Annotated in this window: 21 protein-coding genes and 1 riboswitch; of the genes, 17 read left to right on the top strand and 4 right to left on the bottom strand. The window is 60.4% G+C overall.

The annotated features are described in order from the left end of the window. Position 1: 1 nt before the first annotated feature. The 5 genes from ACTNBK_RS03025 to ACTNBK_RS03045 all read left to right on the top strand — a co-directional run bounded on the left by ACTNBK_RS03025 (position 2) and on the right by ACTNBK_RS03045 (position 5,508). Positions 2-907 (top strand): phosphate acyltransferase, encoded by a 906-nt coding sequence (locus ACTNBK_RS03025; RefSeq protein WP_441143479.1) that lies wholly within the window; start codon positions 2-4, stop codon positions 905-907. Between the two features lie 58 nt (positions 908-965). Beyond that, positions 966-2,288 (top strand): lactate racemase domain-containing protein, encoded by a 1,323-nt coding sequence (locus ACTNBK_RS03030; RefSeq protein ID WP_441143481.1) that lies wholly within the window; start codon positions 966-968, stop codon positions 2,286-2,288. Between the two features lie 35 nt (positions 2,289-2,323). Beyond that, on the top strand, positions 2,324-3,622 hold the full coding sequence (locus ACTNBK_RS03035; protein WP_294510315.1) for an MFS transporter: 1,299 nt from the start codon (positions 2,324-2,326) through the stop codon (positions 3,620-3,622). A 31-nt stretch (positions 3,623-3,653) separates the two neighbouring features. Then, positions 3,654-5,045: an FAD-binding oxidoreductase gene (locus ACTNBK_RS03040; protein ID WP_441143483.1), complete on the top strand. Its 1,392-nt coding sequence runs from the start codon at positions 3,654-3,656 to the stop codon at positions 5,043-5,045. Positions 5,046-5,349: 304 nt separating this feature from the next. Further along, positions 5,350-5,508 (top strand): hypothetical protein, encoded by a 159-nt coding sequence (locus ACTNBK_RS03045; protein WP_441143485.1) that lies wholly within the window; start codon positions 5,350-5,352, stop codon positions 5,506-5,508. A gap of 462 nt (positions 5,509-5,970) precedes the next feature. Here the strand turns inward: ACTNBK_RS03045 and glyA are convergent, their stop codons facing one another. Beyond that, complete coding sequence (glyA, locus tag ACTNBK_RS03050) at positions 5,971-7,212, bottom strand: serine hydroxymethyltransferase (RefSeq protein ID WP_441143487.1); 1,242 nt, start codon at positions 7,210-7,212, stop codon at positions 5,971-5,973. 293 nt (positions 7,213-7,505) lie between these two features. Here glyA and nth point away from each other — a divergent pair, with 293 nt between their 5' ends. Together nth and ACTNBK_RS03060 are read left to right on the top strand one after the other, a co-directional pair. After that, positions 7,506-8,150, top strand: a complete 645-nt coding sequence (gene nth / locus ACTNBK_RS03055; protein WP_441143489.1) for an endonuclease III — start codon at positions 7,506-7,508, stop codon at positions 8,148-8,150. A gap of 1 nt (position 8,151) precedes the next feature. Continuing rightward, positions 8,152-8,637 (top strand): CatA-like O-acetyltransferase, encoded by a 486-nt coding sequence (locus ACTNBK_RS03060; protein WP_441143491.1) that lies wholly within the window; start codon positions 8,152-8,154, stop codon positions 8,635-8,637. A gap of 685 nt (positions 8,638-9,322) precedes the next feature. On the opposite strand, the gene ACTNBK_RS03065 is transcribed toward ACTNBK_RS03060, so the two are convergent. Then, complete coding sequence (locus ACTNBK_RS03065; protein ID WP_441143493.1) at positions 9,323-9,826, bottom strand: helix-turn-helix domain-containing protein; 504 nt, start codon at positions 9,824-9,826, stop codon at positions 9,323-9,325. A 299-nt stretch (positions 9,827-10,125) separates the two neighbouring features. Between ACTNBK_RS03065 and ACTNBK_RS03070 the strand changes: the two genes are divergently transcribed. From ACTNBK_RS03070 to ACTNBK_RS03085, 4 genes are all read left to right on the top strand, one after another. After that, positions 10,126-11,379: a hypothetical protein gene (locus ACTNBK_RS03070; protein WP_441143495.1), complete on the top strand. Its 1,254-nt coding sequence runs from the start codon at positions 10,126-10,128 to the stop codon at positions 11,377-11,379. Further along, on the top strand, positions 11,376-11,576 hold the full coding sequence (locus ACTNBK_RS03075; protein ID WP_021920635.1) for a hypothetical protein: 201 nt from the start codon (positions 11,376-11,378) through the stop codon (positions 11,574-11,576). The genes ACTNBK_RS03070 and ACTNBK_RS03075 overlap by 4 nt, the downstream gene beginning before the upstream one ends. Further along, positions 11,573-11,722, top strand: coding sequence for a CD1375 family protein (locus tag ACTNBK_RS03080; RefSeq protein WP_021920634.1), 150 nt, complete (start codon positions 11,573-11,575; stop codon positions 11,720-11,722). Before ACTNBK_RS03075 ends, ACTNBK_RS03080 begins: the two co-directional genes overlap by 4 nt. A gap of 262 nt (positions 11,723-11,984) precedes the next feature. Beyond that, the gene (locus ACTNBK_RS03085) at positions 11,985-12,161 is read left to right on the top strand and encodes a CatA-like O-acetyltransferase (protein WP_441143497.1); all 177 of its coding nucleotides are present in this window, start codon (positions 11,985-11,987) and stop codon (positions 12,159-12,161) included. Positions 12,162-12,206: 45 nt separating this feature from the next. Here the strand turns inward: ACTNBK_RS03085 and ACTNBK_RS03090 are convergent, their stop codons facing one another. Beyond that, complete coding sequence (locus ACTNBK_RS03090; protein ID WP_441143499.1) at positions 12,207-13,478, bottom strand: replication-associated recombination protein A; 1,272 nt, start codon at positions 13,476-13,478, stop codon at positions 12,207-12,209. A 77-nt stretch (positions 13,479-13,555) separates the two neighbouring features. Beyond that, a complete protein-coding gene (locus ACTNBK_RS03095) occupies positions 13,556-14,488 on the bottom strand; it encodes a S1 RNA-binding domain-containing protein (protein ID WP_441143501.1) in 933 nt (310 codons plus the stop codon). Between the two features lie 133 nt (positions 14,489-14,621). Between ACTNBK_RS03095 and ACTNBK_RS03100 the strand changes: the two genes are divergently transcribed. The 6 genes from ACTNBK_RS03100 to ACTNBK_RS03125 all read left to right on the top strand — a co-directional run bounded on the left by ACTNBK_RS03100 (position 14,622) and on the right by ACTNBK_RS03125 (position 20,078). After that, positions 14,622-14,813 carry a DUF951 domain-containing protein gene (locus ACTNBK_RS03100; RefSeq protein ID WP_130849724.1) on the top strand — a complete coding sequence of 64 codons (192 nt, stop codon included), beginning with the start codon at positions 14,622-14,624 and terminating at the stop codon, positions 14,811-14,813. Further along, entirely contained in the window at positions 14,810-15,880 is a 1,071-nt protein-coding gene (gene hisC / locus ACTNBK_RS03105) for a histidinol-phosphate transaminase (protein WP_441143503.1), read from the top strand. Before ACTNBK_RS03100 ends, hisC begins: the two co-directional genes overlap by 4 nt. Continuing rightward, the gene (locus ACTNBK_RS03110) at positions 15,877-16,746 is read left to right on the top strand and encodes a radical SAM protein (protein WP_441143505.1); all 870 of its coding nucleotides are present in this window, start codon (positions 15,877-15,879) and stop codon (positions 16,744-16,746) included. Before hisC ends, ACTNBK_RS03110 begins: the two co-directional genes overlap by 4 nt. A 92-nt stretch (positions 16,747-16,838) precedes the next feature. Continuing rightward, positions 16,839-17,028: riboswitch (cobalamin riboswitch) on the top strand. 99 nt (positions 17,029-17,127) lie between these two features. Further along, positions 17,128-18,270, top strand: a complete 1,143-nt coding sequence (cbiD, locus tag ACTNBK_RS03115; protein WP_441143507.1) for a cobalt-precorrin-5B (C(1))-methyltransferase CbiD — start codon at positions 17,128-17,130, stop codon at positions 18,268-18,270. Positions 18,271-18,285: 15 nt separating this feature from the next. Beyond that, a complete protein-coding gene (gene cobM, locus ACTNBK_RS03120) occupies positions 18,286-19,041 on the top strand; it encodes a precorrin-4 C(11)-methyltransferase (protein ID WP_441143509.1) in 756 nt (251 codons plus the stop codon). Continuing rightward, positions 19,038-20,078: a cobalt-precorrin 5A hydrolase gene (locus tag ACTNBK_RS03125; RefSeq protein ID WP_441143511.1), complete on the top strand. Its 1,041-nt coding sequence runs from the start codon at positions 19,038-19,040 to the stop codon at positions 20,076-20,078. Before cobM ends, ACTNBK_RS03125 begins: the two co-directional genes overlap by 4 nt. The last annotated feature ends 1 nt before the right edge of the window (position 20,079 follow it).

Consider the following 20,079-nt stretch of genomic DNA (forward strand, 5'->3'; position numbering starts at 1 on the left):
AATGCTGAAAAATTTTGATGAAGTTCTTGAGAAGGTGCGTTCCATCGAGCCCTTTACCGTCAGTGTGGCCGCTGCTGCCGACAAGGAACTGCTCCAGGCGGTCAAGACGGCCTCGGATCTGGGGTTTGTTCGCCCGGTGCTGGTGGGAGACCCCAAGGCGATAGGCGGCATCTGTGAAGAGATCGGCCTCAAGCCTCTGGATATCCTGGCAGCTGACGGGGAGGAAGAGGCGGTTGCCACCGCTGTCAAGGCCGTGCGGGAAGGCGGTGCCCAGGTGCTCATGAAGGGGCTGGTGAACACCAGCGTCTACATGCGGGGTATCCTCAACAAGGAGCACGGCTTGCGTACGGGACGACTGCTGTCCATGATGGCAGTATACGAGGCGCCCGGCTACCATAAGCTGGTCTACTGTAGCGACAGTGGTATCAACGTAGCGCCCAATCTGGAGCAGAAAAAGGATATTTTGAAAAATATTCTTCTGGCCACCAAGTCCATCGGACTGGAGAATCCCAAGGTGGCCGCGTTGACGGCCAATGAGATGGTGGACCCCAAGATCCAGTCCACGGTGGATGCCGCCGGACTGGTGGAGTATGTGGCCAGCGGCGCTCTGGGGCCGGATCTGCCCTGCATCATCGAGGGACCCATTGCCTTCGACGTGGCCTTCGATCCCCATGCCGCGGCCCACAAGAAGATCGACAGCAAGATCACCGGCGAGACCGACATCGTGATCTTCCCCAATATGGAGGCGGGGAACATCATGGGCAAGTCCTGGATCCACCTGTGCAAGTGCCGCTGGGCGGGCATCGTGCTGGGGGCTACCCATCCGGTGATCCTGGGGTCCAGGGCGGACACGCCGGAGATCAAGCTCAATTCCATCGCACTGGCCTGTCTGGCTGCACGGAGCTAAGGTCTGGCCTTTCCGCAAAAGATGTGACAACGGCTGTGGAAAGGAGATGGTGTGAGGGATGTTGATCTCGTTTCCTAAACTGGATCTGCCTCTCCAGGAGGCGGACCGCATCGTCATCCCGCCCATGTACCGGATCATGCAGAAATACGATGACTGGCACATCCAGGACGTTTCGGGACATCTGCGGAAGCAATTGGAGTCCTCAGTGCTTGACCGGGAGCGGCTGCGTGGCAAGCGGCTGGCGCTGACGGTGGGCAGCCGGGGCATTCCGGACCTCGACAAGTTGGTCCGCACCATCTGTGACACCTGTAAGGCGTGGGGGGCAGAGCCCTTCATCGTGCCCGCGATGGGAAGTCACGGCGGATCGACGGCAGAGGGACAGCGGCAGATCCTAGCGGAGTATGGGATCACCCAAGAGGCCATGGGCGTGCCGGTGTACTCCAGCATGGAGGTGGAGCAGTACGGAGTCCTGGAGGATGGAACGCCGCTCTACTGTGATAAGAATGCCTGGGAGGCCGACGGGGTGATCCTGTTCAACAAGGTTAAGCCCCACACTGATTTTCGGGGAAAGCACGAGAGCGGCTTGGGCAAAATGGTGGCCATCGGCCTGGCCAAGGGAAAGGGAGCATCTGTATTCCACACCAAGCGGCTCAGTCGTTTCCCAGAGTACATCCCAAAGGTGACCGAGATCTTCATGAAGACCGGGAAAGTGGCCTTTGGTGTCGGTGTTGTTCAGAACGCCTATGACCAGATCTGCCGGATCGAGGCCTGTGAGAGCACGGCTATTCTGGACCTGGATGCCCGGCTGCAGGCCTTTGCCAAGACCCAGCTTCCCAGGTTTAAGTTTGACCGCTGCGATGTGCTGGTGGTGGATGAGATCGGCAAAGACATCAGCGGCAGCGGCATGGACCCCAACATCACGGGGCGGAATGATACGGGAGATTTTCCAGGGGTCCTGGACCTGCAGAGACTGGTGGTCCTCGGCATTACCGAAGCATCCTGTCACAACGGCTGCGGCATCAACTTGTGTGACCTGACGGTCCGAAGATGTCTCAACGAGATCGACTGGTACGCCACGTGGCTCAACAACGTGACCGCCTCCATGCTCAGCAGAGGGCAGATTCCCACCTATGTGGAAACCGACCGGGATGCCGTGCTCACCGCCATCCGAACCTGTGTCGAGACAGACTTTGACCACCCCAGGGTGGCCCGCATCAAGAATACACTTCACATATCTGAAATCCTGGTCTCTGAGGCCTTGTATCAGGACATCAAGGATCGTGAAGACGTCGTGCTGCTCTCCGGTCCAGAGGAGATGCTCTTCGACACCGATGGCTTCTTGCGAAAGGATATCTGGGGTCAGGAGGTATCTGACCCATAAAATCAGGACATCTGTCCAGAGAGTGAGGGTTTTGAATGAGTAATGCGGAAAAACACAGCACCAAACTGAGCGTACGTCAACTAACCATCATCTTCTTCCTTGGCTTGGGCTATACCATCGTCTACGCGACCCCCTTTATCCAGTATGTGTTCTACGATTCCCTGGTGGGCACGCTGGGCTGTACCCAGCAGCAGCTGGGATACCTCATCACTATCTTTGGCATCGGCAACCTGCTGGCGCCCTTCGGAGGCATGCTCAGCGATAAATTCAATACCAAGAAGATCTATCTGCTGTCGGTGGGCGTAATCTGCGTGCTCAATGTGTTGTTTGTGCTCAACATGACCTACAGTTTCGCTCTCATTATCTGGGCCGGGTTTGCATTCTTTGCCCTCTTCCTCTATTTCCCTGCCCACACCAAGCTGGTCCGTCTGGTGGGCAGTGAGAACCAGCAGGGCACTATTTTCGGTCTTACCGAGTCCTTCTGCGGCATTACCAACGTTATTGTGAACTTCATCGCTCTGTTCCTCTTTGCCAAATTTGCCAATGATACCTTTGGCACCAACGGCCTCAAGGCGGCCATCATCGGCTATGCCGTGCTGGGCGTGATCTCCCTGGTCATCCTGGCCGTTCTGGTCCCCGACCCCGGAAAGCCCTCTCCTGAAAGCGGTGGTGAGAGCAACATCAACTCCAAGATGACCATCAGGGACTGGGTGAGCATCGTGATTAACCCACGGACCTGGATGTCCGGCATCGCTGTGTTCACTACCTACACCATGTACTGCACCCTCTCCTATTACACCCCCTATTTCAGCAACGTTTTGGGTGTCTCCCTGGCTGGCACGGGTGCCATCGCCATCATCCGGCAGTACGGTACCCGTTTCATCGGTGCTCCGGTGGGCGGTTGGCTGGGCGACAAGATTCACTCGGTCTCCAAAGTGGTAGGCGTCTCTCTGGCGGCGGCCGTGGTGATCGTGCTTGTCTTTATGCTCGTGCCTGTCGGTACCAGCGCGGCCGTGCTTACAGCACTTACCCTGTGCGCTGGCGTGCTCACCTATATGGCTCGCGGCTGTATGTTCGCCGTTCCTTCGGAGCTGAAGATCCCCAGAAAGTATGCAGGTACCACCTCCGGTGTGGTGTGCGCCATCGGCTACTGCCCCGACCTCTTTATCTTCGTCCTCTTTGGCTACTGGCTGGATAAGCATGGCAATGCTGGCTACCAGAACATCTTCATCTATGCGGCTGTCATCATGGCCATCGGCGTAGTAAACGCCATCGTTACTCAGATCTATAAGAAAAAAGTCCTTGGGAAAGAATCCGCTCAGGACGCGGTCTGACCGCGCCACATAGAAAGGGGTAAGAACAGCAATGAAACAGGAATTCATCGACGCGCTCATCGGCATCTGCGGTAAGGATTATGTCTATTCTTCCAAGGAGGATGTGTCCGGCTATCTCTATGACGAGACGGAGGAGTTTGTCCGTCCCAAGGCCTGCGAGGATTGTCTGGTGGTCCGTCCCGGTACTTATGAGGAGGTCTCCAAGATCCTCCAGTGGGCCAACGAGACCAAGACCCCCATCATTCCCCGCGGCGGTGGTACTGGCGCCTGCGGCGCGGCCATCCCAACCATCCCCTCCGTCATCATGTCCATGGAACGTTTTAAGGACATCGTAGAGGTGGATGAGACCAATATGATGATTACCTGTCAGACCGGCGTCACGCTGGCCAAGCTCAATGAATACCTCAATGAGAACGTCCATGCCCTGTACTTCCCCTGCCACCCCGGCGACGAGGGCGCCCAGGTGGGCGGCATGTGCATTGAGAACGCCGGTGGTGTCCGGGCCGTGAAGCACGGCATCATGCGCAGCTATGTCAAGGGCATGAAGGTCTGCCTCCCCAACGGCGAGATTGTTCAGTTCGGTGGCAAGTTGGTGAAGAACAACATGGGCTATGACCTGCTCCACCTGCTGGTAGGCTCCGAGGGCACCCTGGCCGTGGTTCTGGAGGCCACACTGAAGCTCTATCCCCGCCTGGACTACACCGGTGCTCTGGTCTGCTCCTTTAAGGACACCGAGTCCGCCGTCAAATCGGTGGGTGAGGTCCAGAAGGCGGGTATCATCCCCCTGGCCGTAGAGTACATGGATCGCGATATCGCCGTGGAGACCGCCAAGCGCATCAGCAAGACCTGGCCCATGAGCGACGAGGGCTGTGTGGACCTCATCTACATGGTGGAGGAGGCCACCGAGGACGCCCTCTATGAGACCGCAGGTACCATCGCCGAGATCTGCGAGAACAACGGTGCCGTGGGTTCCGTCATCGCTGAGAACGAGAAGGAACAGCGTAATATCCTGGAGATCCGCTCCGATATCTACGAGGTTTTTAAGCCCGAGTTTGTGGACTCCCTGGATACCGCTGTCCCCGTGGCCCACATCGGCGATCTGCTCCGGGACATCGACGCCATTGCCGAGAAGTATGGCACCCGCAGCCCCCGTTTTGGTCACGTGGCCGATGGCAACTTCCATAACTTCATCCTCATGGTAGATGGAAAGGTGCCTGAGTGGGCCGATGATATGCGCCGGGACATCTACAAGGCCGCTCTGAAGTACGGTGGAACCGTTACTGCCGAGCACGGTACCGGTAAGACCCGGAAGCCCTACATGGAACTGCAGTATACCCCCCATGTGCTGGAGATCATGCGCAACATCAAGCGTGCCTTTGATCCCAATAATATCCTCAATCCCGGCGTCATCGTGGATCTGTAAAAACGGCAGTTCACGTGCTCGATGGCGTGACAAAAACAGATGGCAAAATGTGCCCGACCGCTGTTTAGCGGTCGGACACATTTTGCCATACTGTAGTTTACACAGGAGTATCAAGAGAGGCGTGATGTGGGTCAGTGGGTCCCGGCGGGCGGTAGTGCGGTAGTCCTGATGATGGGGACACCAAACTCCGCCCACTGACATAAGCTGACCGCCCTCAAGATCGACCTGAACATAGGCGATGGTGTCAGACAGCAAGGCCTGATAAAAACGGTGGACTTTCTTGCGTTCTGGCTCAAGAACACGGATGGAACCGATGGGTTCCACCTCTGTTGACCCGATAGAGCTGTCGGGTTCCATATGTGACGTCCAAATTCTCTGCTACATTTTTAAGAACGGCGTCACCGGCATGCCGTCCCTGCCTGAGGTTGATGGACTTGAGATCATCGACACCGACCACAAGTGAAAAACCGTCTGCCCCGGAAGACAACGTAAGGCTGATTTCTTCCTTAAAACCCTCCATAGGCCTTTGGAACATCGGGGGCATATACAATGTTCACACAGTCCTCGATGAAACAGCAACCGTGTGCATCTTGAGAAATGTCGTAAAGACCGCTGAGAAACCCGGAAAAACAGAATAGGCCCGGTGACCAAATTAATATCCTTCTGCGGTATTTCCTCAAAAACTCCATAGAGAGTACGATAGAGCCCAAACTCGTTACGCAAATCTGCTTCCATGGGTCCTGTTCCAACTTTCCTGGCTGACGCGGCAAACCGTGTCCTGTGGACAATGCCAACCAACACCAATATATTTTTAATTTCAATACATCAGATTTTGCAGAAAAGACAAAAGAATATTTCCCCAATAATACAAAGCGAGGAGCCTGGCCACGGTGGACAGGCTCCTCGCTTGCTGATGGGGTCAGACTCACTGATAGAGGGGGTATTTGGCGCACATGGCGGCAACGGTCTCCCGAATGGAGTCGGCCTTGGCGTCAAAGTCGGTGGCGGCCTGCCAGATCAGGGATCCGATGACCTTCATCTCCTCCTCGCCGAAGCCGCGGGTGGTGACGGCAGGGGTGCCCACCCGGATGCCGCTGGTGACGAAGGGCTTCTCGGGGTCGTTGGGGATGGCGTTCTTGTTGACGGTGATGCAGACCTCATCCAGCCGCTTCTCCAGCTCCTTGCCGGTGATGTGGGCTTTGCGCAGGTCCACCAGCATCAGGTGGTTGTCGGTGCCGCCGGAGACCAGGTCGAAGCCGGCGTCGGTGAGGGACTGGGCCAGGACGGCAGCGTTTTTGATGATCTGCTCCTGATAGGTCTTGAACTCGGGCTTGAGAGCCTCACCGAAGGCCACAGCCTTGGCGGCGATGATGTGGAGAAGAGGACCACCCTGGGAGCCGGGGAAGATGGCGGAGTCGATCTTCTTGGCCAGCTCCTCCTTGCAGAGGATCATGCCGCCCCGGGGACCACGGAGGGTCTTGTGGGTGGTGGTGGTGACCACGTCGGCATAGGGGACGGGGGAGGGGTGGAGCCCGGCGGCCACCAGACCGGCGATGTGGGCCATGTCCACGAACAGGTAGGCGCCTACCTCGTGGGCGATGTCAGCGAAGGCCTTAAAGTCAATAATCCGGGGGTAGGCGGAGGCGCCAGCAATAATCATCTTGGGCTTGTGCTGCCGGGCCAGGTCCCGGACCTGGTCATAGTCGATGTAACCCTTGTCGTTGAGACCGTAAGAGACCATATGATAGTTCTTACCGGAGAAGTTCACGGGAGAGCCGTGGGTGAGGTGGCCGCCGTTGCCCAGATCCATGCCTAGCACGGTGTCGCCGTGCTCACACAGCGCCTGATAGACGGCGTAGTTGGCCTGGGCGCCGGAGTGGGGCTGGACGTTGGCATGGTCGGCGCCGAAGAGCTTGCAGGCCCGATCTCGGGCGATGTTTTCGGTGACGTCCACCTCCTGGCAGCCGCCGTAGTAGCGCTTGCCGGGGTAGCCCTCGGCGTACTTGTTGGTGAGCACCGTGCCCATGGCCACCAGTACCGCCTCGCTGACGATGTTCTCAGAGGCGATGAGCTCAATGTTCCGCCGCTGCCGGGCCAGCTCGGCCGCCACGGTGGCGCCCACTTCCGGGTCGTTGGCGGTGAGGAAATCGATCATTTCTTGTACCATTGCCGTCGCACCTCGCATCAAGAAAGTAATGTGTCAAAGTGACATGCAAATATTATACCGGAACGTTTGGAGAAATACAACTGTCATTCTTGGAAAAACACAGTCGCATATTGCCGACATTTATGGTATGATAATGGAGACTAAATAAACCGCAATGCGTTTTATCCGCGCGGCAGAGCCGCACAATTTTATAAAAACAGACAAAACCAGCTGTTTTTGTGAAATACAGATATTATGATAGCAGAATCCGGCGAAAGACCGCCGGCAGTGCGGCATGGAAAGGAATGGCCGATATGACAAAGAAAGAGCGAGCCAGAGCCATCGTGGAGGAGCTCAAGGCCCTTTATCCGGAGGGCATCTGTTCCCTCAACTACCCCAAACCCTATGAGCTGCTGTTTGCCGTCCGCCTGTCGGCCCAGTGCACCGACGAGCGGGTGAACATGGTGACGCCGGCCCTCTTTGCCCGATTCCCCACCCTGGAGTCCCTGGCCCAGGCCGACGTGTCCGAGGTGGAGGAGTACATTCACTCCACCGGCTTTTTCCGGGCCAAGGCCCGGGACATCGTGGCCGCCTCCCAGATGATGCTGGAGCAGTTTGACGGCAAGGTGCCCGACAACATGGAGGATCTGCTAAAACTGCCCGGCGTGGGGCGCAAGACGGCCAACCTCATTCTGGGGGACGTCTACCACGTCCCCGGCGTGGTGGTGGCGGACACCCACTGCATCCGCATCTCGGGCAAGCTGGGCCTCACCGACGGCACCAAGGACCCGGGCAAGGTGGAGACCCAGCTGCGGAAGGTACTGCCTCCGGAGGAGTCCAACAACTTCTGCCACCGGCTGGTGCTCCACGGCCGGGCGGTGTGTACCGCGCGGAAGCCGGATTGCCAGAACTGCACTCTGCGGCCCTGGTGTGCCTTCTTCCAGAAGGGGACGAAGTGACATGGAGTTGGTAGACCTGGAGACCTGGCCCCGCAAGGAACATTTCCAATTCTTTTCCGGGCTTTCTTTTCCATTTTATAATGTGACCAGCACCCTGGATGTGACCGAGTTCTATCCGTGGGTCAGAGAACGGAAGGGCTCCTTTTATTACAGTCTCATCTACGCCACCATGACGGTGATGAATGACCTGCCCGATTACCTCTATAAAATCCGGGGTAGCCAGGTGGTGAAGCACGACCATCTGGACCCCAGTTTTGTGGTCATGGATGGGGACACCCATCTGCTGAAGATCGTAACGGTGCCCTTCGGCGGCAGCATGGAGGAATTTTGTGACCGGTGTGCCCGGTATGATGCAGCCCAGAAGTCGCCCTTCCCACCGGCGGAGTCGGAGGCCAGGGACGATCTGGTCTATATTTCCTGCCTGCCCTGGATGAGCTTTACCAGCCTTACCAACGAGATGGATATCAACTGTGCGGGGACAACGTAATTGAGAAACACGGGATAAACCGGGACAGGACGGGAGACCGCGAGAAAACCCGCTATTTGTGCGGGAAACAGGGCATTTTCACCCGGGACAGGGCATTGATCCGGCCCGGCTTTATCAGACAACTTGAGACGAGGGCGTCGACGCGGTCGGCGTCCTTTTTTCATGCCCTGGGGAGCCTTGGAAGGCCCCGCAACGGCGGCGGCGCGGCTGGGGCATATCGTACCCGCAACGGGGCGAAACCCTTGAAACAAGGGCATTTGAGGGCAAAAAGAGGGCCGCTTGGCCCGTCCCGGAAGTCACAGCAGCAGACAAAGAGGACGGGCTTCGCGGCCCATGGTCACAGTATAGCAGAGACGGCCCCGGAAGGCAAGCGGGCGAGCCGTGCAAACGGGGCGTTAAACCGTGCAAAAATTAACGGCAGGGGTCAAAAACAGGGGTTCGGCGGCGTGGATCGGCGGCGCGGAAGCGTTACGAGCTGTTATTCCAGGCGTTACGGCGGCGGCGACGACCGGGCCCAGGCGCGGCAAAACGGCCCTTTTGCAAAGGGACATTTTCGGCAAAGTCGCGGGGACGTGTCCCTTTGCCCGTATTTCCTGGGTTTTCGGGGGGTTCGGGCCGTTTTGGGCCAACCGAAGCAAAGGGACAGAATTTTGATTTAGTTTTTAATCATGGCAGGACAAAAAAATTAGGCGGTTCCGTCGCGGGCCTCACGGCTCCCAGCGGGGCTGCTTTTTTCGTCCTCGCTCCCGTCGAAGTATGTTGAATAGATAGACTCTTTTTTCTGTTCGACGACGCGCTTGTATTTGAAGTAGGCTAGGTCAAAAAGCTCCTCACGATGGGAGGGCGGGAGGAGCCTATACATGGCGACGAGGTCGACCTCATCCTCGGACAGCGGGAGGCCGTCGCACGTGAGGCCCTGGGCGGCCTTTATCTCATCCAGGCCGAGCGGCTCGGGGGCTTGCTTCTCACTTGTTAAATTATCCCCAGTCAAAACCCATTCCATTGATACTCCGAGGATGATCGAGAGCTTATAGAGGGAGAGAGTGTCCGGGATGCGCTTCCCCGTGCAATATTGGCTCAAGGCCGTTGTAGAAAGGCCGCTTTTATTGCATACGTCTAATTGTTTGAGACCGAGTTCTCTAATTCGCTTTGAGATCCTCAATCCAACATCCGTGAATGTAGTGTCCATATATTCCTCCATTGTTTAATAAAAATTTAATGAACGAGGATTTCTCGCTTGACAAATCCTCATTTGTTTAATAAAATACTCGTAGATTAAAAAATTAAGCAAAGACAGCATAGCACACCACCACCCAAAAAGAAAGAGAAAAGGAGGCGGCGGTAGAGTAAAAGCGAGCGGCGAGGGTCTTTCACCCCCTTTACTTCAATTCGTTTCCGGCGTCACAAACTGGACACAGCACCACACGGCGGACGCCTCGCCGCCGGATGGGAGCGCCGCATGAGCAGCACCGATGCTTCGATAAGGACGTGGACGAGCGCACGGCAGCGCATGAGCTTTACGGCTACAAGGTCGCCCTCCGCGACCTGGGCCTTCTGGATCGGGAAGACTGCTACGTCCTCCCGGACACCTTCGGGGAGGAACGTCCTCGCCGGGAAAAGCGGGCGACCTTCGAGAACCTTCACCCGGAACTCAAGCGGCACCGGGAGACGGCGCAGGTCTACGCCCTGGGGCTGGCGCTGGCGGAGGACTGCCCGGACAATGATTGTCGGCTCTACGGAGACATCCCGCAGATGTCCGGCAGCATGGCGAACTACACCTTCGGAGACACTCCCAGCGCGGACGCGAACAAGCTCCAATGGGTCAAGATCAAGGACGGGGACAAAACCCGCCTCATTTGCGACCGCGTCATTCTGGTCAGCGTCTCGTGGGATGACTTGAACGGGCAGGGCTATGTCACCGGCAAGACCATCACCATCGACGGGACAAAGTACAAGTGCCGCCTCCTCACCGGAGGCAGCAACCGGCGGAATAACGACTGGTATGCCGGAGGAACACCTACCAATAACGAGTGGGACAGGTTCATCACCCGCGAGGAAGTCATCACCGGACTCCCTGCCCCGGTTTCCTCTGACCTGGACACCAACCTCAACACGACCGATCACAACAGTACCCATAAGCGGACGAACTCGGCTCCGGCTATCTCTGGGCAGGACGAAGACCTCGGCCAGCAGACGGGCAGCTTCGCCGAGAAGTACACCGTCACCGACGTCGAGGGCGACAACGTGGTCGTCACCGAGTTCGTCGACGACAAGCAGATCCGCAGCTATCAAGCTACGCTCGGCCAGGAGGAGACGATCGAGCTCTCCCGTGAGAATTGGCTCGTCCTCGCAAATGGGGATCACCAGCTCCGCGTCGAGGCCGTTGATGGCAACTTCGCGACGAGTGTGAGGGTCTGGAACTTCTCCAAGAAGGAGACCGTCATCGCCTTCCAGTTCGCGCAGCCGGAGGAGACGGACACCCGGGCGACGAAGATCCTCATCACGCCTACATGGCATATTGAGGGATCGGTCGCCAAGGTCGAAGCGTGTAACAATGCCTTTGATGCCTCCCCGGCGTGGGAGGACATCACGGCGCAGGTCGCGATCAACCGGGTCTACAACTTCCTCAACCAGTCCAAGACCGCCGAAAAGTGGGGCGTGAATGTCCGCTTCACCATCGAGAAGAACGAGGGCTATGAGGGAGAGGTCTCGATCTCCGGGTTTGGAGGTGCTTACGAATGAACCAGAGCATGAAGTATCTGACCCCTAAGATGCCGATCACCGAGATCGAGCGTCAGAGGGCGGAAGAAGCGGAGGAGCAGAACATCGACCTCTATGAGGCGATCGCCGGTCTCTTCGAGGAGGTCATGGGGCTCACGGAGAAGGTCTCGAGCCTCGAAAGTAAGATCAAGCAGATTGAAGGAGGACAAGCAAAATGAAAGTGAAAGAGTACATGATTTCCGTCTATGCCGTTCTGGTGAAGAACAGCAAGCGCGATATTGAGTCCCTGCCCGAGGAGTACATCATCCCCGTCGCCGAGTATCTGGCGGCGCAGGAGGAAGGCACTCTCGAGCCGGAGGAGTAACGCCCCAGGGACACCCACCGAAGGGCCGTAGAGGCCCGCAAAACGGCCCGTAAAGGGCCGGTAGTAACCTAACCCACAAGAGGGCAAAAAGCACGGGAGGGGCGGCTATTCGTCGCTCCTCCCGTATGCTTTGAGCCCGCCCTCTTGCGTGTGCCGCTCCCGTGCTTCTGGGGGGGCGGTTGACGCAAGCGAGCAGGCTCGGAAATGCTTCTAAGATTGGCCCGTTTTTTCTCAAGTATGCTGTCCCAATTTCTCAAAAAACTTGTCGCGCTACATCAACCCGGACGACTCCATTCCAAGGGTGACCTGGGGAAAGTTTGAAAAGCGGGAGGAGAGGCTTCTGCTGCCCTACGCGGTGCAGCTCAACCACCGCCTTCTGGACGGTTGGCACCTGAGCAAGCTGATGAACGGTGTCCAGGACTGGATCGATCGAAGATGAAACATGACAAAAGACCCGCGGTGTAAACCGCGGGTCTTTCTGCGTTTAGAAATCGGGTCCCTTGATCTCTTCCCAGTAGCGTTTGGCCGCCTGTTCGGCTTTGTTTTCGGCGTAGGTGTAGTACCGGGTTCCCAGAAGGCTGTCGGGGAGATACTGCTGCCGTACCCAGTGGTGGGGGAAGTCGTGAGGGTAGAGGTAGCCCTGTTCCCGCTCCATACCGGCGGAGTCGGCGTGTTTGTTCTGGAGATGGCGGGGATAGTCTCCGGTCTTGCCCGCCCGGACGTCGGCCAGGGCGGCGTCGAAGGCGATGTGGGCGGAGTTGGACTTGGGGCTGGTGGCCATGAGTACCGCTGCGTCCCCTAGGGGGATACGGGCCTCAGGGAGGCCCAGCATGTTGGCGGCGTCCACGCAGGCCTTGACGATGGGGATGATCTGGGGATATGCCAGTCCCACGTCCTCGCAGGCGATGACCATGAGCCGGCGGCAGGCGGAGATCAGGTCCCCCGCCTCCAGCAGCCGGGCCAGGTAGTGGCAGGCTGCGTCAGGGTCGGAGCCCCGGATAGACTTCTGGAGGGCGGAGAGGATGTCGTAGTGGTCGTCCCCCTCCCGGTCATACCGCATGGCGGAGCGCTGGGCCACCACCTGGGCGTCGGCCAGGGTCACCCGTAGCACCCCGTTTTCCCGCCGGGCGGTGTTCATCAAAAGCTCCACCGCGTTCATAGCCTTGCGCACGTCGCCGCCGCAGGCCGAGGCGATGGCTTCCCGCACGCCGTCCTCACAGGAGAGCTCCGCCCCCAGCCGGCCGGCCATGATGGCCATGCCCCGGTCGATGGCGGGGAGGACATCGGCGGCCTCCACCGGCTTGAACTCGAAGACGGTAGACCGGCTGAGCACGGCGTTGTAGACGTAGAAGTAGGGGTTCTCGGTGGTGGAGGCGATGAGGGTGACGTCGCCCTTTTCGATGACCTCTAACAGGGACTGCTGCTGCTTTTTGTTAAAGTACTGGATCTCGTCCAAGTAGAGGAGGATGCCGTTGGGGGCCAACATGGTGCCCACGTCGGCCAGCACGTCCTTCACGTCGGAGAGGGAGCCGGTGGTGGCGTTGATCCGCCGCAGGGCCCGGTTGGTCCGGGCGGCGATGAGGTTGGCTACGGTGGTCTTGCCGGTGCCGGAGGGGCCATAAAAGACCAGGTTGGGGATGTTCCCGCTCTCGATGATGCGCCGTAGCAGCCCGTCCGGGCCCAGAATGTGCCGCTGGCCCACCACTTCGTCCAGGCTGGTGGGGCGGATCTCGTCCGCCAGAGGCCGGTACGCCATAAAAAGACCTCCCGAAAAAAGAATGGAGGGGAAAGTTCCCCTCCATTCTAACATGTGTTCGAGTCGCCGTAAAGGTCTTATAAAAAATCGGTCTCCAGGCCCGTTTTCCGGCAGCCTTCAGGGGCGTAGCGCCAGTGCCCCAGCCTGCCGTCGGTGATAAAGTAGGTGAGGGGAGGCGGCGTGGGCTCCGGGGGCAGCCGGTCGATGATGAGGAGCTTGATCTTCATGCGCTCGGGCAGGATGGATTTGAGAAAGACAGAGACCCGGTCACCCTCCCGCAGGTCCTCCCGGGGCTCGGCCAGGCCGGACAGGTTGGGGAAGAGCTCCACAAAAATGCCGTAGTCCTTGATGCCACGGACCCAGCCCGCCACCGTCATGCCGGTGGCAAGGCGGCGGGCGTTTTCCTCCCAGGTGCCCAGCAGCTCTCGGTGGGTGAGCCGCACCCGGCCCAGGTTGGGGTCGGTATCCACCACGGCGGCGAAGATCTCTTGCCCTACGGTGAAGCGGCAGGCGGGGTGGGGGATACGGGAGACGGAGATCTGCTCCAGGCCGATCATGGACACCAGGCCGCAGCCCATGTCCACAAAGGCGCCGAAGGGCTCTAAGTGGGTGACGGTGCAGGGGATGACCATGCCGGGCCGCAGCCGGGCCATGAGGGCCTCACGGGCCAGCAGCTGGGCACGGCGGCGGGAGAGGAGGAGACGGGGACCGTCGGGGCCTTCCATGACCCGCTCCACCAGAAAACATACCGGCTTACCCACCCGGGAGAGAATGGCGATGTCCCGGACGGTGCCCTCTGCCACCCCCACAGCGGTTTCCGACCGGGGGATCACCCCGATGAAGGGTCCCAGGGCCACGGTGAGGTCGTGCTCCGGGGAGCAGGAGAGGGCCATGCCCTCCAGGATCTGGTCCCGGTCCCGGGCGGAGAGCAGCCCGGACAGAGAGGAACAGGCGGCCCGGTTCTCCGGCGTCTCCAGGCGTCTGCCCTCGGGAAGAAAACGGCTGAGCATCCCGATCATTCCTTTCTATGGTCCCGTTTTTTGCGGATATGTCACTATATGCGCCGGGAAAGCCGGAATTGACAGGAGCGGTCCGGGAACCTATAATAAAATAATTGTAATTTGCGGGAAGGAGGCGCCCACCATGGATGTGCGTCTGGGCGATGTTTTGGAGATGAAAAAGCCTCACCCCTGCGGCAGCAAGGAATGGCTGGTGCTGCGGGTGGGGATGGATTTCCGGCTCCGCTGCCAGGGCTGCGGCCACGAGGTCATGCTGCCCCGGAGCAAGGCGGAGAAGAACATCAAGAAGATCCTGCGGGAGGAGGAACAGCCGTGAAAAAATACTGGAGCCGCCGGATCCGGGATATGGTCCCCTATGTGCCGGGGGAACAGCCCAAGGACCGGGTCTTTATCAAGCTCAACACCAATGAGAATCCCTATCCCCCGTCACCCAAGGCCCTGGTGGCCCTGCGTGAGGCGGCGGACGACCGGCTGCGGCTCTACCCCGACCCGGAGTGCGCCGCCCTCCGCGCCGCCATCGCCGCTGCCCACGGACTCTCCCCGGAGCAGGTCTTCCCCGGCAACGGTTCCGACGAGGTGCTGGCTTTCTGCTTCCAGGCCTTCTTCGACCCCGATCGGCCGGTGTGCTTTGCCGACATTACCTACACCTTCTATGCCGTCTATGCCGAGTATTTCGGCCTCAACCCTCGGCTCATCCCCCTGGGGGAGGACTTTTCCCTGCCGGTGGCTCCCTTCTGCACCGGGGACAGCGGCGGCGTGGTGGTGGCCAACCCCAACGCCCCCACGGGCTTAGAGGTGTCCCGGGAGGACTTGATCCGCATTTTGGAGGCTAATCCCCAGGCGGTGGTCCTGGTGGACGAGGCTTACATCGACTTCGGCGGCATCTCCGCCGACACCCTGGTGGACCGGTACGACAACCTGGTGGTAGTCCGCACCCTCTCCAAAGGTCACGGCCTGGCCGGCATGCGGGTGGGCTACGCCCTGGGACATCCCGACCTGATGGCCGCCCTCCGGTGCGTCCGGGACTCCATTAACTCCTATACCGTAGACCGGTGTGCCCAGGCGGCGGCGGCCGCTTCCATCGCCGACGAGGCCTATTTCGAGGCCCAGGCAGCCAAGGTATCCGCCACCCGGGACCGTTCGTCGGCACAGTTGCGGGAGCTGGGCTTTATGGTCACCGACTCCAAAGCCAACTTCCTGTTTGTCCATCACCCCAAGATTGCCGCCAAGACCCTGCTGGACGGCCTGCGGCAGCGGGGCATCCTGGTGCGCTGGTTTGACCGGCCCAGGATCTCCGACTACCTGCGCATCAGCGTGGGCACCGACGAGGAGATGGACGCCCTTTATCAAGCCCTGAAAGAACTGACGGAGGAACATTTGTGAGATACGAAGGCGATATTTACCGGCCCCCGGGAGAGTGGAAGAGCTACCTGCTCCAGGCCACGGTGGGCTGCTCCAACAATACCTGTACCTTCTGCAATATGTACCGGGACAAGAAGTTCCACATCCGGCCCATGGCAGATATTCTGGAAGACATCCGCATGGCCAAGGCCTACTACGGCGATGTGCGGCGAGTATTCCTCTGTGACGGCGACGCCATCATCATGCGCACCCATGATCTCATCACCATTCTGGATACCCTCTACGCCACCTTCCCCTCTCTGGAGAAGGTGACCACCTACGCCGGCCCCCGGAGCACTCTTACCAAGACCCCGGAGGAGCTAAAGCTCCTGCGGGAGCACGGCTTGGCCCGGGCCTATCTGGGGGTGGAAACGGGGAGCGACGAGCTCCTGCGAAAGGTGAAAAAGGGCGTTGGTGCCAGTCAAATGCTGGAGGCTGGAACACGGCTCCGGGAGGCGGGCATGGATCTGTGGGTCATGATTCTGCTGGGCTTGGGTGGCCGGGAAGGCAGTGAACAGCATATCCTGGACACCGCCGCCATGATGAACGAGATGAAGCCCAGGCACCTCTCCGCCCTCACCCTGACCCTCTATCCGGGCACGGAGCTCTATGCCGACTACCAGGCGGGGAAGTTCCAGCCCATCACCCCCATGGACAGCCTACGGGAGGCCCGGCTCCTCATCGAAAAGCTGGAGGTGGATCCCCTCCACTTTACCTGTGACCATGCCTCCAACTATGTTCCGTTGAAGGGAAGTCTGCCGGAGGACCGGGACCGTTTCCTGGCCCAGCTGGACCGGGCTCTAGAGAGCGGCGCCGGTATGCGGCCTGAGTGGAGCCGGGGCTTTTGAGCCCCGGGGAAAGTATTCCTTTACTTCCTGCTGCAAAGTTGCTATAATGTATCCGTTAGGCCGGCCCATCGGAAGGAACGGCCTGATGACAATTTGATATTCATCCGCACAGGTGCAGCGACGCAGCTGCTGAAAAGGGAAGTCCGGTGTAAATCCGGCGCAGTCTTACCTCTACTGTGAGCGCGGACGAGGGCGTGAACCACCCATTGGCCCAAGGGGCTGAGAAGGGACGCCTGAGGAGGAAGCGTGAGCCAGGAGACCTGCCGTGCGGAGCGATCGTGTTGCTCTTAGGTGGAGAGGACCAGACCAGTGCCGTTACGGGCCCTTTCCATCCAGGAAAGGGCCCGTTTTGTGTCTCAAAAGCCCCGGGAGGTGGATGATTTGAGCGATTTCGAACACTATATCTCCGTGGGGCGGGAGCGGCTGCGGTGCGGCTACACCACGGGCACCTGCGCAGCGGCGGCGGCCAGAGGGGCGGCAGAACTCCTCCTTACCGGCCAGCTTCCTCCGGCGGTGCGCATCGACACCCCGGCGGGTATTCCGGTGGAGGCCGAGCTGCTGGAGCCGTCCTCCGGCCCGGATTGGGCCTCCTGCGCCGTCCGGAAGGACGGGGGCGACGACCCCGACGCCACTCACGGCACACTTATCTTCGCCCGGGTGGAGCGGTGCGACGCCCCCGGCGTCACCATTGACGGCGGAGAAGGGGTAGGCCGGGTCACCAAGCCCGGCCTGGATCAGCCCGTGGGGGCTGCCGCCATCAACCACGTCCCCCGGCAGATGATCGGGCAGCAGGTGGCCGCAGCTATGGCCGACCACGGCTGCGACGGCGGCCTGAAGGTGGTGATCTCCGCCCCCGAGGGGGAGAAGCTGGCCCAAAAGACCTTCAACCCCCGGCTGGGCATCGTGGGGGGCATCTCCATCCTGGGCACCTCCGGCATCGTCCGGCCAATGAGCGAGGCCGCCCTCATCGACTCCCTCCGGCTGGAGCAGGACATGCTGGCGGTCGCCGGGGCGACGGACATCGTGGTCACTCCCGGCAACTACGGGGAGACCTTTGCCCGGGAGGTGCTGGGCCTGGGGCTGGGCTGCTGGTGCACCTGCTCCAACTACATCGGCGAGTCTATCGACCACGCCGCCGGTCTGGGCTTCCGCAGCCTGCTGCTGGTGGGCCACGTGGGCAAGCTGTGCAAGGTGGCCGCCGGGGTCATGAACACCCACTCCCGGGTGGCCGACGGCCGGCGGGAGACCCTGTGCACCCACGCCGCCCTGTGCGGCGGGGAACGGGCCACGGTGGAGGCCCTCTACCGCGCCGTCACCACCGACGACGCCGTGGCCATCCTGGATGGGGCCGGACTGCGGGAGGCGGTCATGGCCTCCCTGACCCAGGCCCTAGACGAACAGCTCAAACGCCGGGCGGGGGCGGAGATGGCCATTGAGGCCATCTTCTTCTCCAACCGCTATGGAATTCTGGGAAAGACGGCGGGGGCCGACCGGCTGGCCGCCCTGCACCCCATCTCATCGTGAAAGGAAGTTGTGCGCATGATCCACTTCATCGGCGCGGGCCCCGGAGCCGCCGACCTCATCACCGTCCGGGGGGCCAAGCTCCTGGGGGAGGCCGACGTCATCATCTACGCCGGGAGCCTGGTGAACCCCGCCCTGCTGGACTACAAGAAGGAGAGCTGCATTGTCTACGATAGCGCGTCCATGACCCTGGAGGCCGTCATCGACGTCATGAAGGACGCCGAGTCCAAGGGCTGGGACACCGTCCGCCTCCACACCGGCGACCCTTCCCTCTACGGGGCCATCCGGGAACAGATGGACCTGCTGGACGAGCTGGGCCTGACCTACGACGTGACCCCCGGCGTCTCCTCCTTCTCTGGAGCGGCCGCCGCCCTGGAGGCCGAGTACACCCTCCCCGACGTGTCCCAGAGCGTCATCATCACCCGCATGGCGGGCCGCACTCCGGTGCCCGAGGGAGAGAAGCTCTCCAAGATGGCCTCCCACGGCTGCACCATGGTCCTCTTCCTCTCCACCGGTCTGCTGGAGGAGGTGGAGAAGGAGCTGATGGAGGGCGGCTACGCCCCCGATACCCCCGCCGCCATCGTCTACAAGGCCACCTGGCCGGAGCAGGCGGTTTACCGCTGCACCGTGTCTACCCTGGCCGCCACCGCCAAGGCGCACCACGTCACCAAGACCGCCCTCATCACCGTGGGCGGCTTCCTGGGGGACAAGTACGACCGCTCTAAGCTTTATGACCCCGCCTTCACCCACGGCTACCGGGAGGCCAGCAAGTGAAGATCGCCCTCACCGCCTTTACCCGCCGGGGAATCGGGCTGGCCAGAAGTCTGGCCCACGACCTGGTGGAGATCGGCCACAGCTGCGCCCTGGCGGTGCCGGAGCGGCTGTCGCCGGAGACGGGGCTCCCCGGCTACGGGAGCCTGGGGGAGTGGGCCGGGGAACGGTTCGCCGACACCGATGCCCTCCTCTTTGTGGGGGCCAGCGGCATCGCCGTCCGGGCCATCGCCCCCTATGTGAAGGATAAATTTACCGACCCCGCTGTGGTGTCGGTGGACGAGGCGGGACACTTCGTCGTCCCCCTCCTCTCCGGCCATGTGGGGGGCGCCAACGACCTGGCTCGGCTGGTGGCCCGGTTCACCGGCGGCGCGGCGGCGGTGTCCACCGCTACCGATGTGAACGGGTTCTTCGCTGTGGACCAGTGGGCCAGGGAGCAAGGTTTTTTCCTTGACGGACGCGAGGGGGCCAAACGGGTGTCTGCCTCCCTGCTGTCAGGGGGCTCCGTAGGGCTGTCAAGCGATTTTCCTATCCAGGGAGAACTGCCCCGGGGGGTAGTGGAGGGACCGGCGGAGACTGGCATTGCCCTCACCCTGGACCCGGAAAAGACCCCCTTTCCCCACACTGTCCGCCTCATCCCGCCGGTGCTCCATCTGGGCATCGGCTGCCGCCGGGGCACGGCGGCGGATACCATCGCGGCGGCGGTGGAGCGGGTCTTTGCAGACCACCACCTCTCCCTCAAAGGGGTGGCCGCGGTGTGCTCCATCGACCTCAAGAAGGACGAGCCCGGCCTACTGGCCTTCTGCCAGAGCCTGGGCCTGCCCCTCACCACCTATTCGGCAGAAGAACTCTTGGCGGTGCCGGGGGATTTCACCCCGTCCCCCTTTGTGAAGAGGGTCACCGGGGTGGACAACGTATGTGAGCGCGCCGCCGTCCGGCGGGGCGGCACCCTGATCGTAACAAAACAGGCGGGGGAGGGGGTCACCGTGGCGGTGAGCCAGGTCCCCCTCACCATCCGCTTTTCTGAAAAAGGAGATTGAT

The sequence above is a fragment of the Intestinimonas sp. HCP28S3_D6 genome (genome assembly GCF_052065695.1).
GTDB lineage: Bacteria > Bacillota > Clostridia > Oscillospirales > Oscillospiraceae > Intestinimonas.

What these genes read in the sequence shown, in the direction of transcription:
- ACTNBK_RS03025 (WP_441143479.1), top strand. Translation starts at nt 2, where the DNA reads ATGCTGAAAAATTTTGATGAAGTTCTTGAGAAGGTGCGTTCCATCGAG.
- ACTNBK_RS03030 (WP_441143481.1), top strand. Translation starts at nt 966, where the DNA reads ATGTTGATCTCGTTTCCTAAACTGGATCTGCCTCTCCAGGAGGCGGAC.
- ACTNBK_RS03035 (WP_294510315.1), top strand. Translation starts at nt 2,324, where the DNA reads ATGAGTAATGCGGAAAAACACAGCACCAAACTGAGCGTACGTCAACTA.
- ACTNBK_RS03040 (WP_441143483.1), top strand. Translation starts at nt 3,654, where the DNA reads ATGAAACAGGAATTCATCGACGCGCTCATCGGCATCTGCGGTAAGGAT.
- ACTNBK_RS03045 (WP_441143485.1), top strand. Translation starts at nt 5,350, where the DNA reads ATGGAACCGATGGGTTCCACCTCTGTTGACCCGATAGAGCTGTCGGGT.
- glyA (WP_441143487.1), bottom strand. Translation starts at nt 7,212, where the DNA reads ATGGTACAAGAAATGATCGATTTCCTCACCGCCAACGACCCGGAAGTG.
- nth (WP_441143489.1), top strand. Translation starts at nt 7,506, where the DNA reads ATGACAAAGAAAGAGCGAGCCAGAGCCATCGTGGAGGAGCTCAAGGCC.
- ACTNBK_RS03060 (WP_441143491.1), top strand. Translation starts at nt 8,152, where the DNA reads ATGGAGTTGGTAGACCTGGAGACCTGGCCCCGCAAGGAACATTTCCAA.
- ACTNBK_RS03065 (WP_441143493.1), bottom strand. Translation starts at nt 9,826, where the DNA reads ATGGACACTACATTCACGGATGTTGGATTGAGGATCTCAAAGCGAATT.
- ACTNBK_RS03075 (WP_021920635.1), top strand. Translation starts at nt 11,376, where the DNA reads ATGAACCAGAGCATGAAGTATCTGACCCCTAAGATGCCGATCACCGAG.
- ACTNBK_RS03080 (WP_021920634.1), top strand. Translation starts at nt 11,573, where the DNA reads ATGAAAGTGAAAGAGTACATGATTTCCGTCTATGCCGTTCTGGTGAAG.
- ACTNBK_RS03090 (WP_441143499.1), bottom strand. Translation starts at nt 13,478, where the DNA reads ATGGCGTACCGGCCTCTGGCGGACGAGATCCGCCCCACCAGCCTGGAC.
- ACTNBK_RS03095 (WP_441143501.1), bottom strand. Translation starts at nt 14,488, where the DNA reads ATGCTCAGCCGTTTTCTTCCCGAGGGCAGACGCCTGGAGACGCCGGAG.
- ACTNBK_RS03100 (WP_130849724.1), top strand. Translation starts at nt 14,622, where the DNA reads ATGGATGTGCGTCTGGGCGATGTTTTGGAGATGAAAAAGCCTCACCCC.
- cobM (WP_441143509.1), top strand. Translation starts at nt 18,286, where the DNA reads ATGATCCACTTCATCGGCGCGGGCCCCGGAGCCGCCGACCTCATCACC.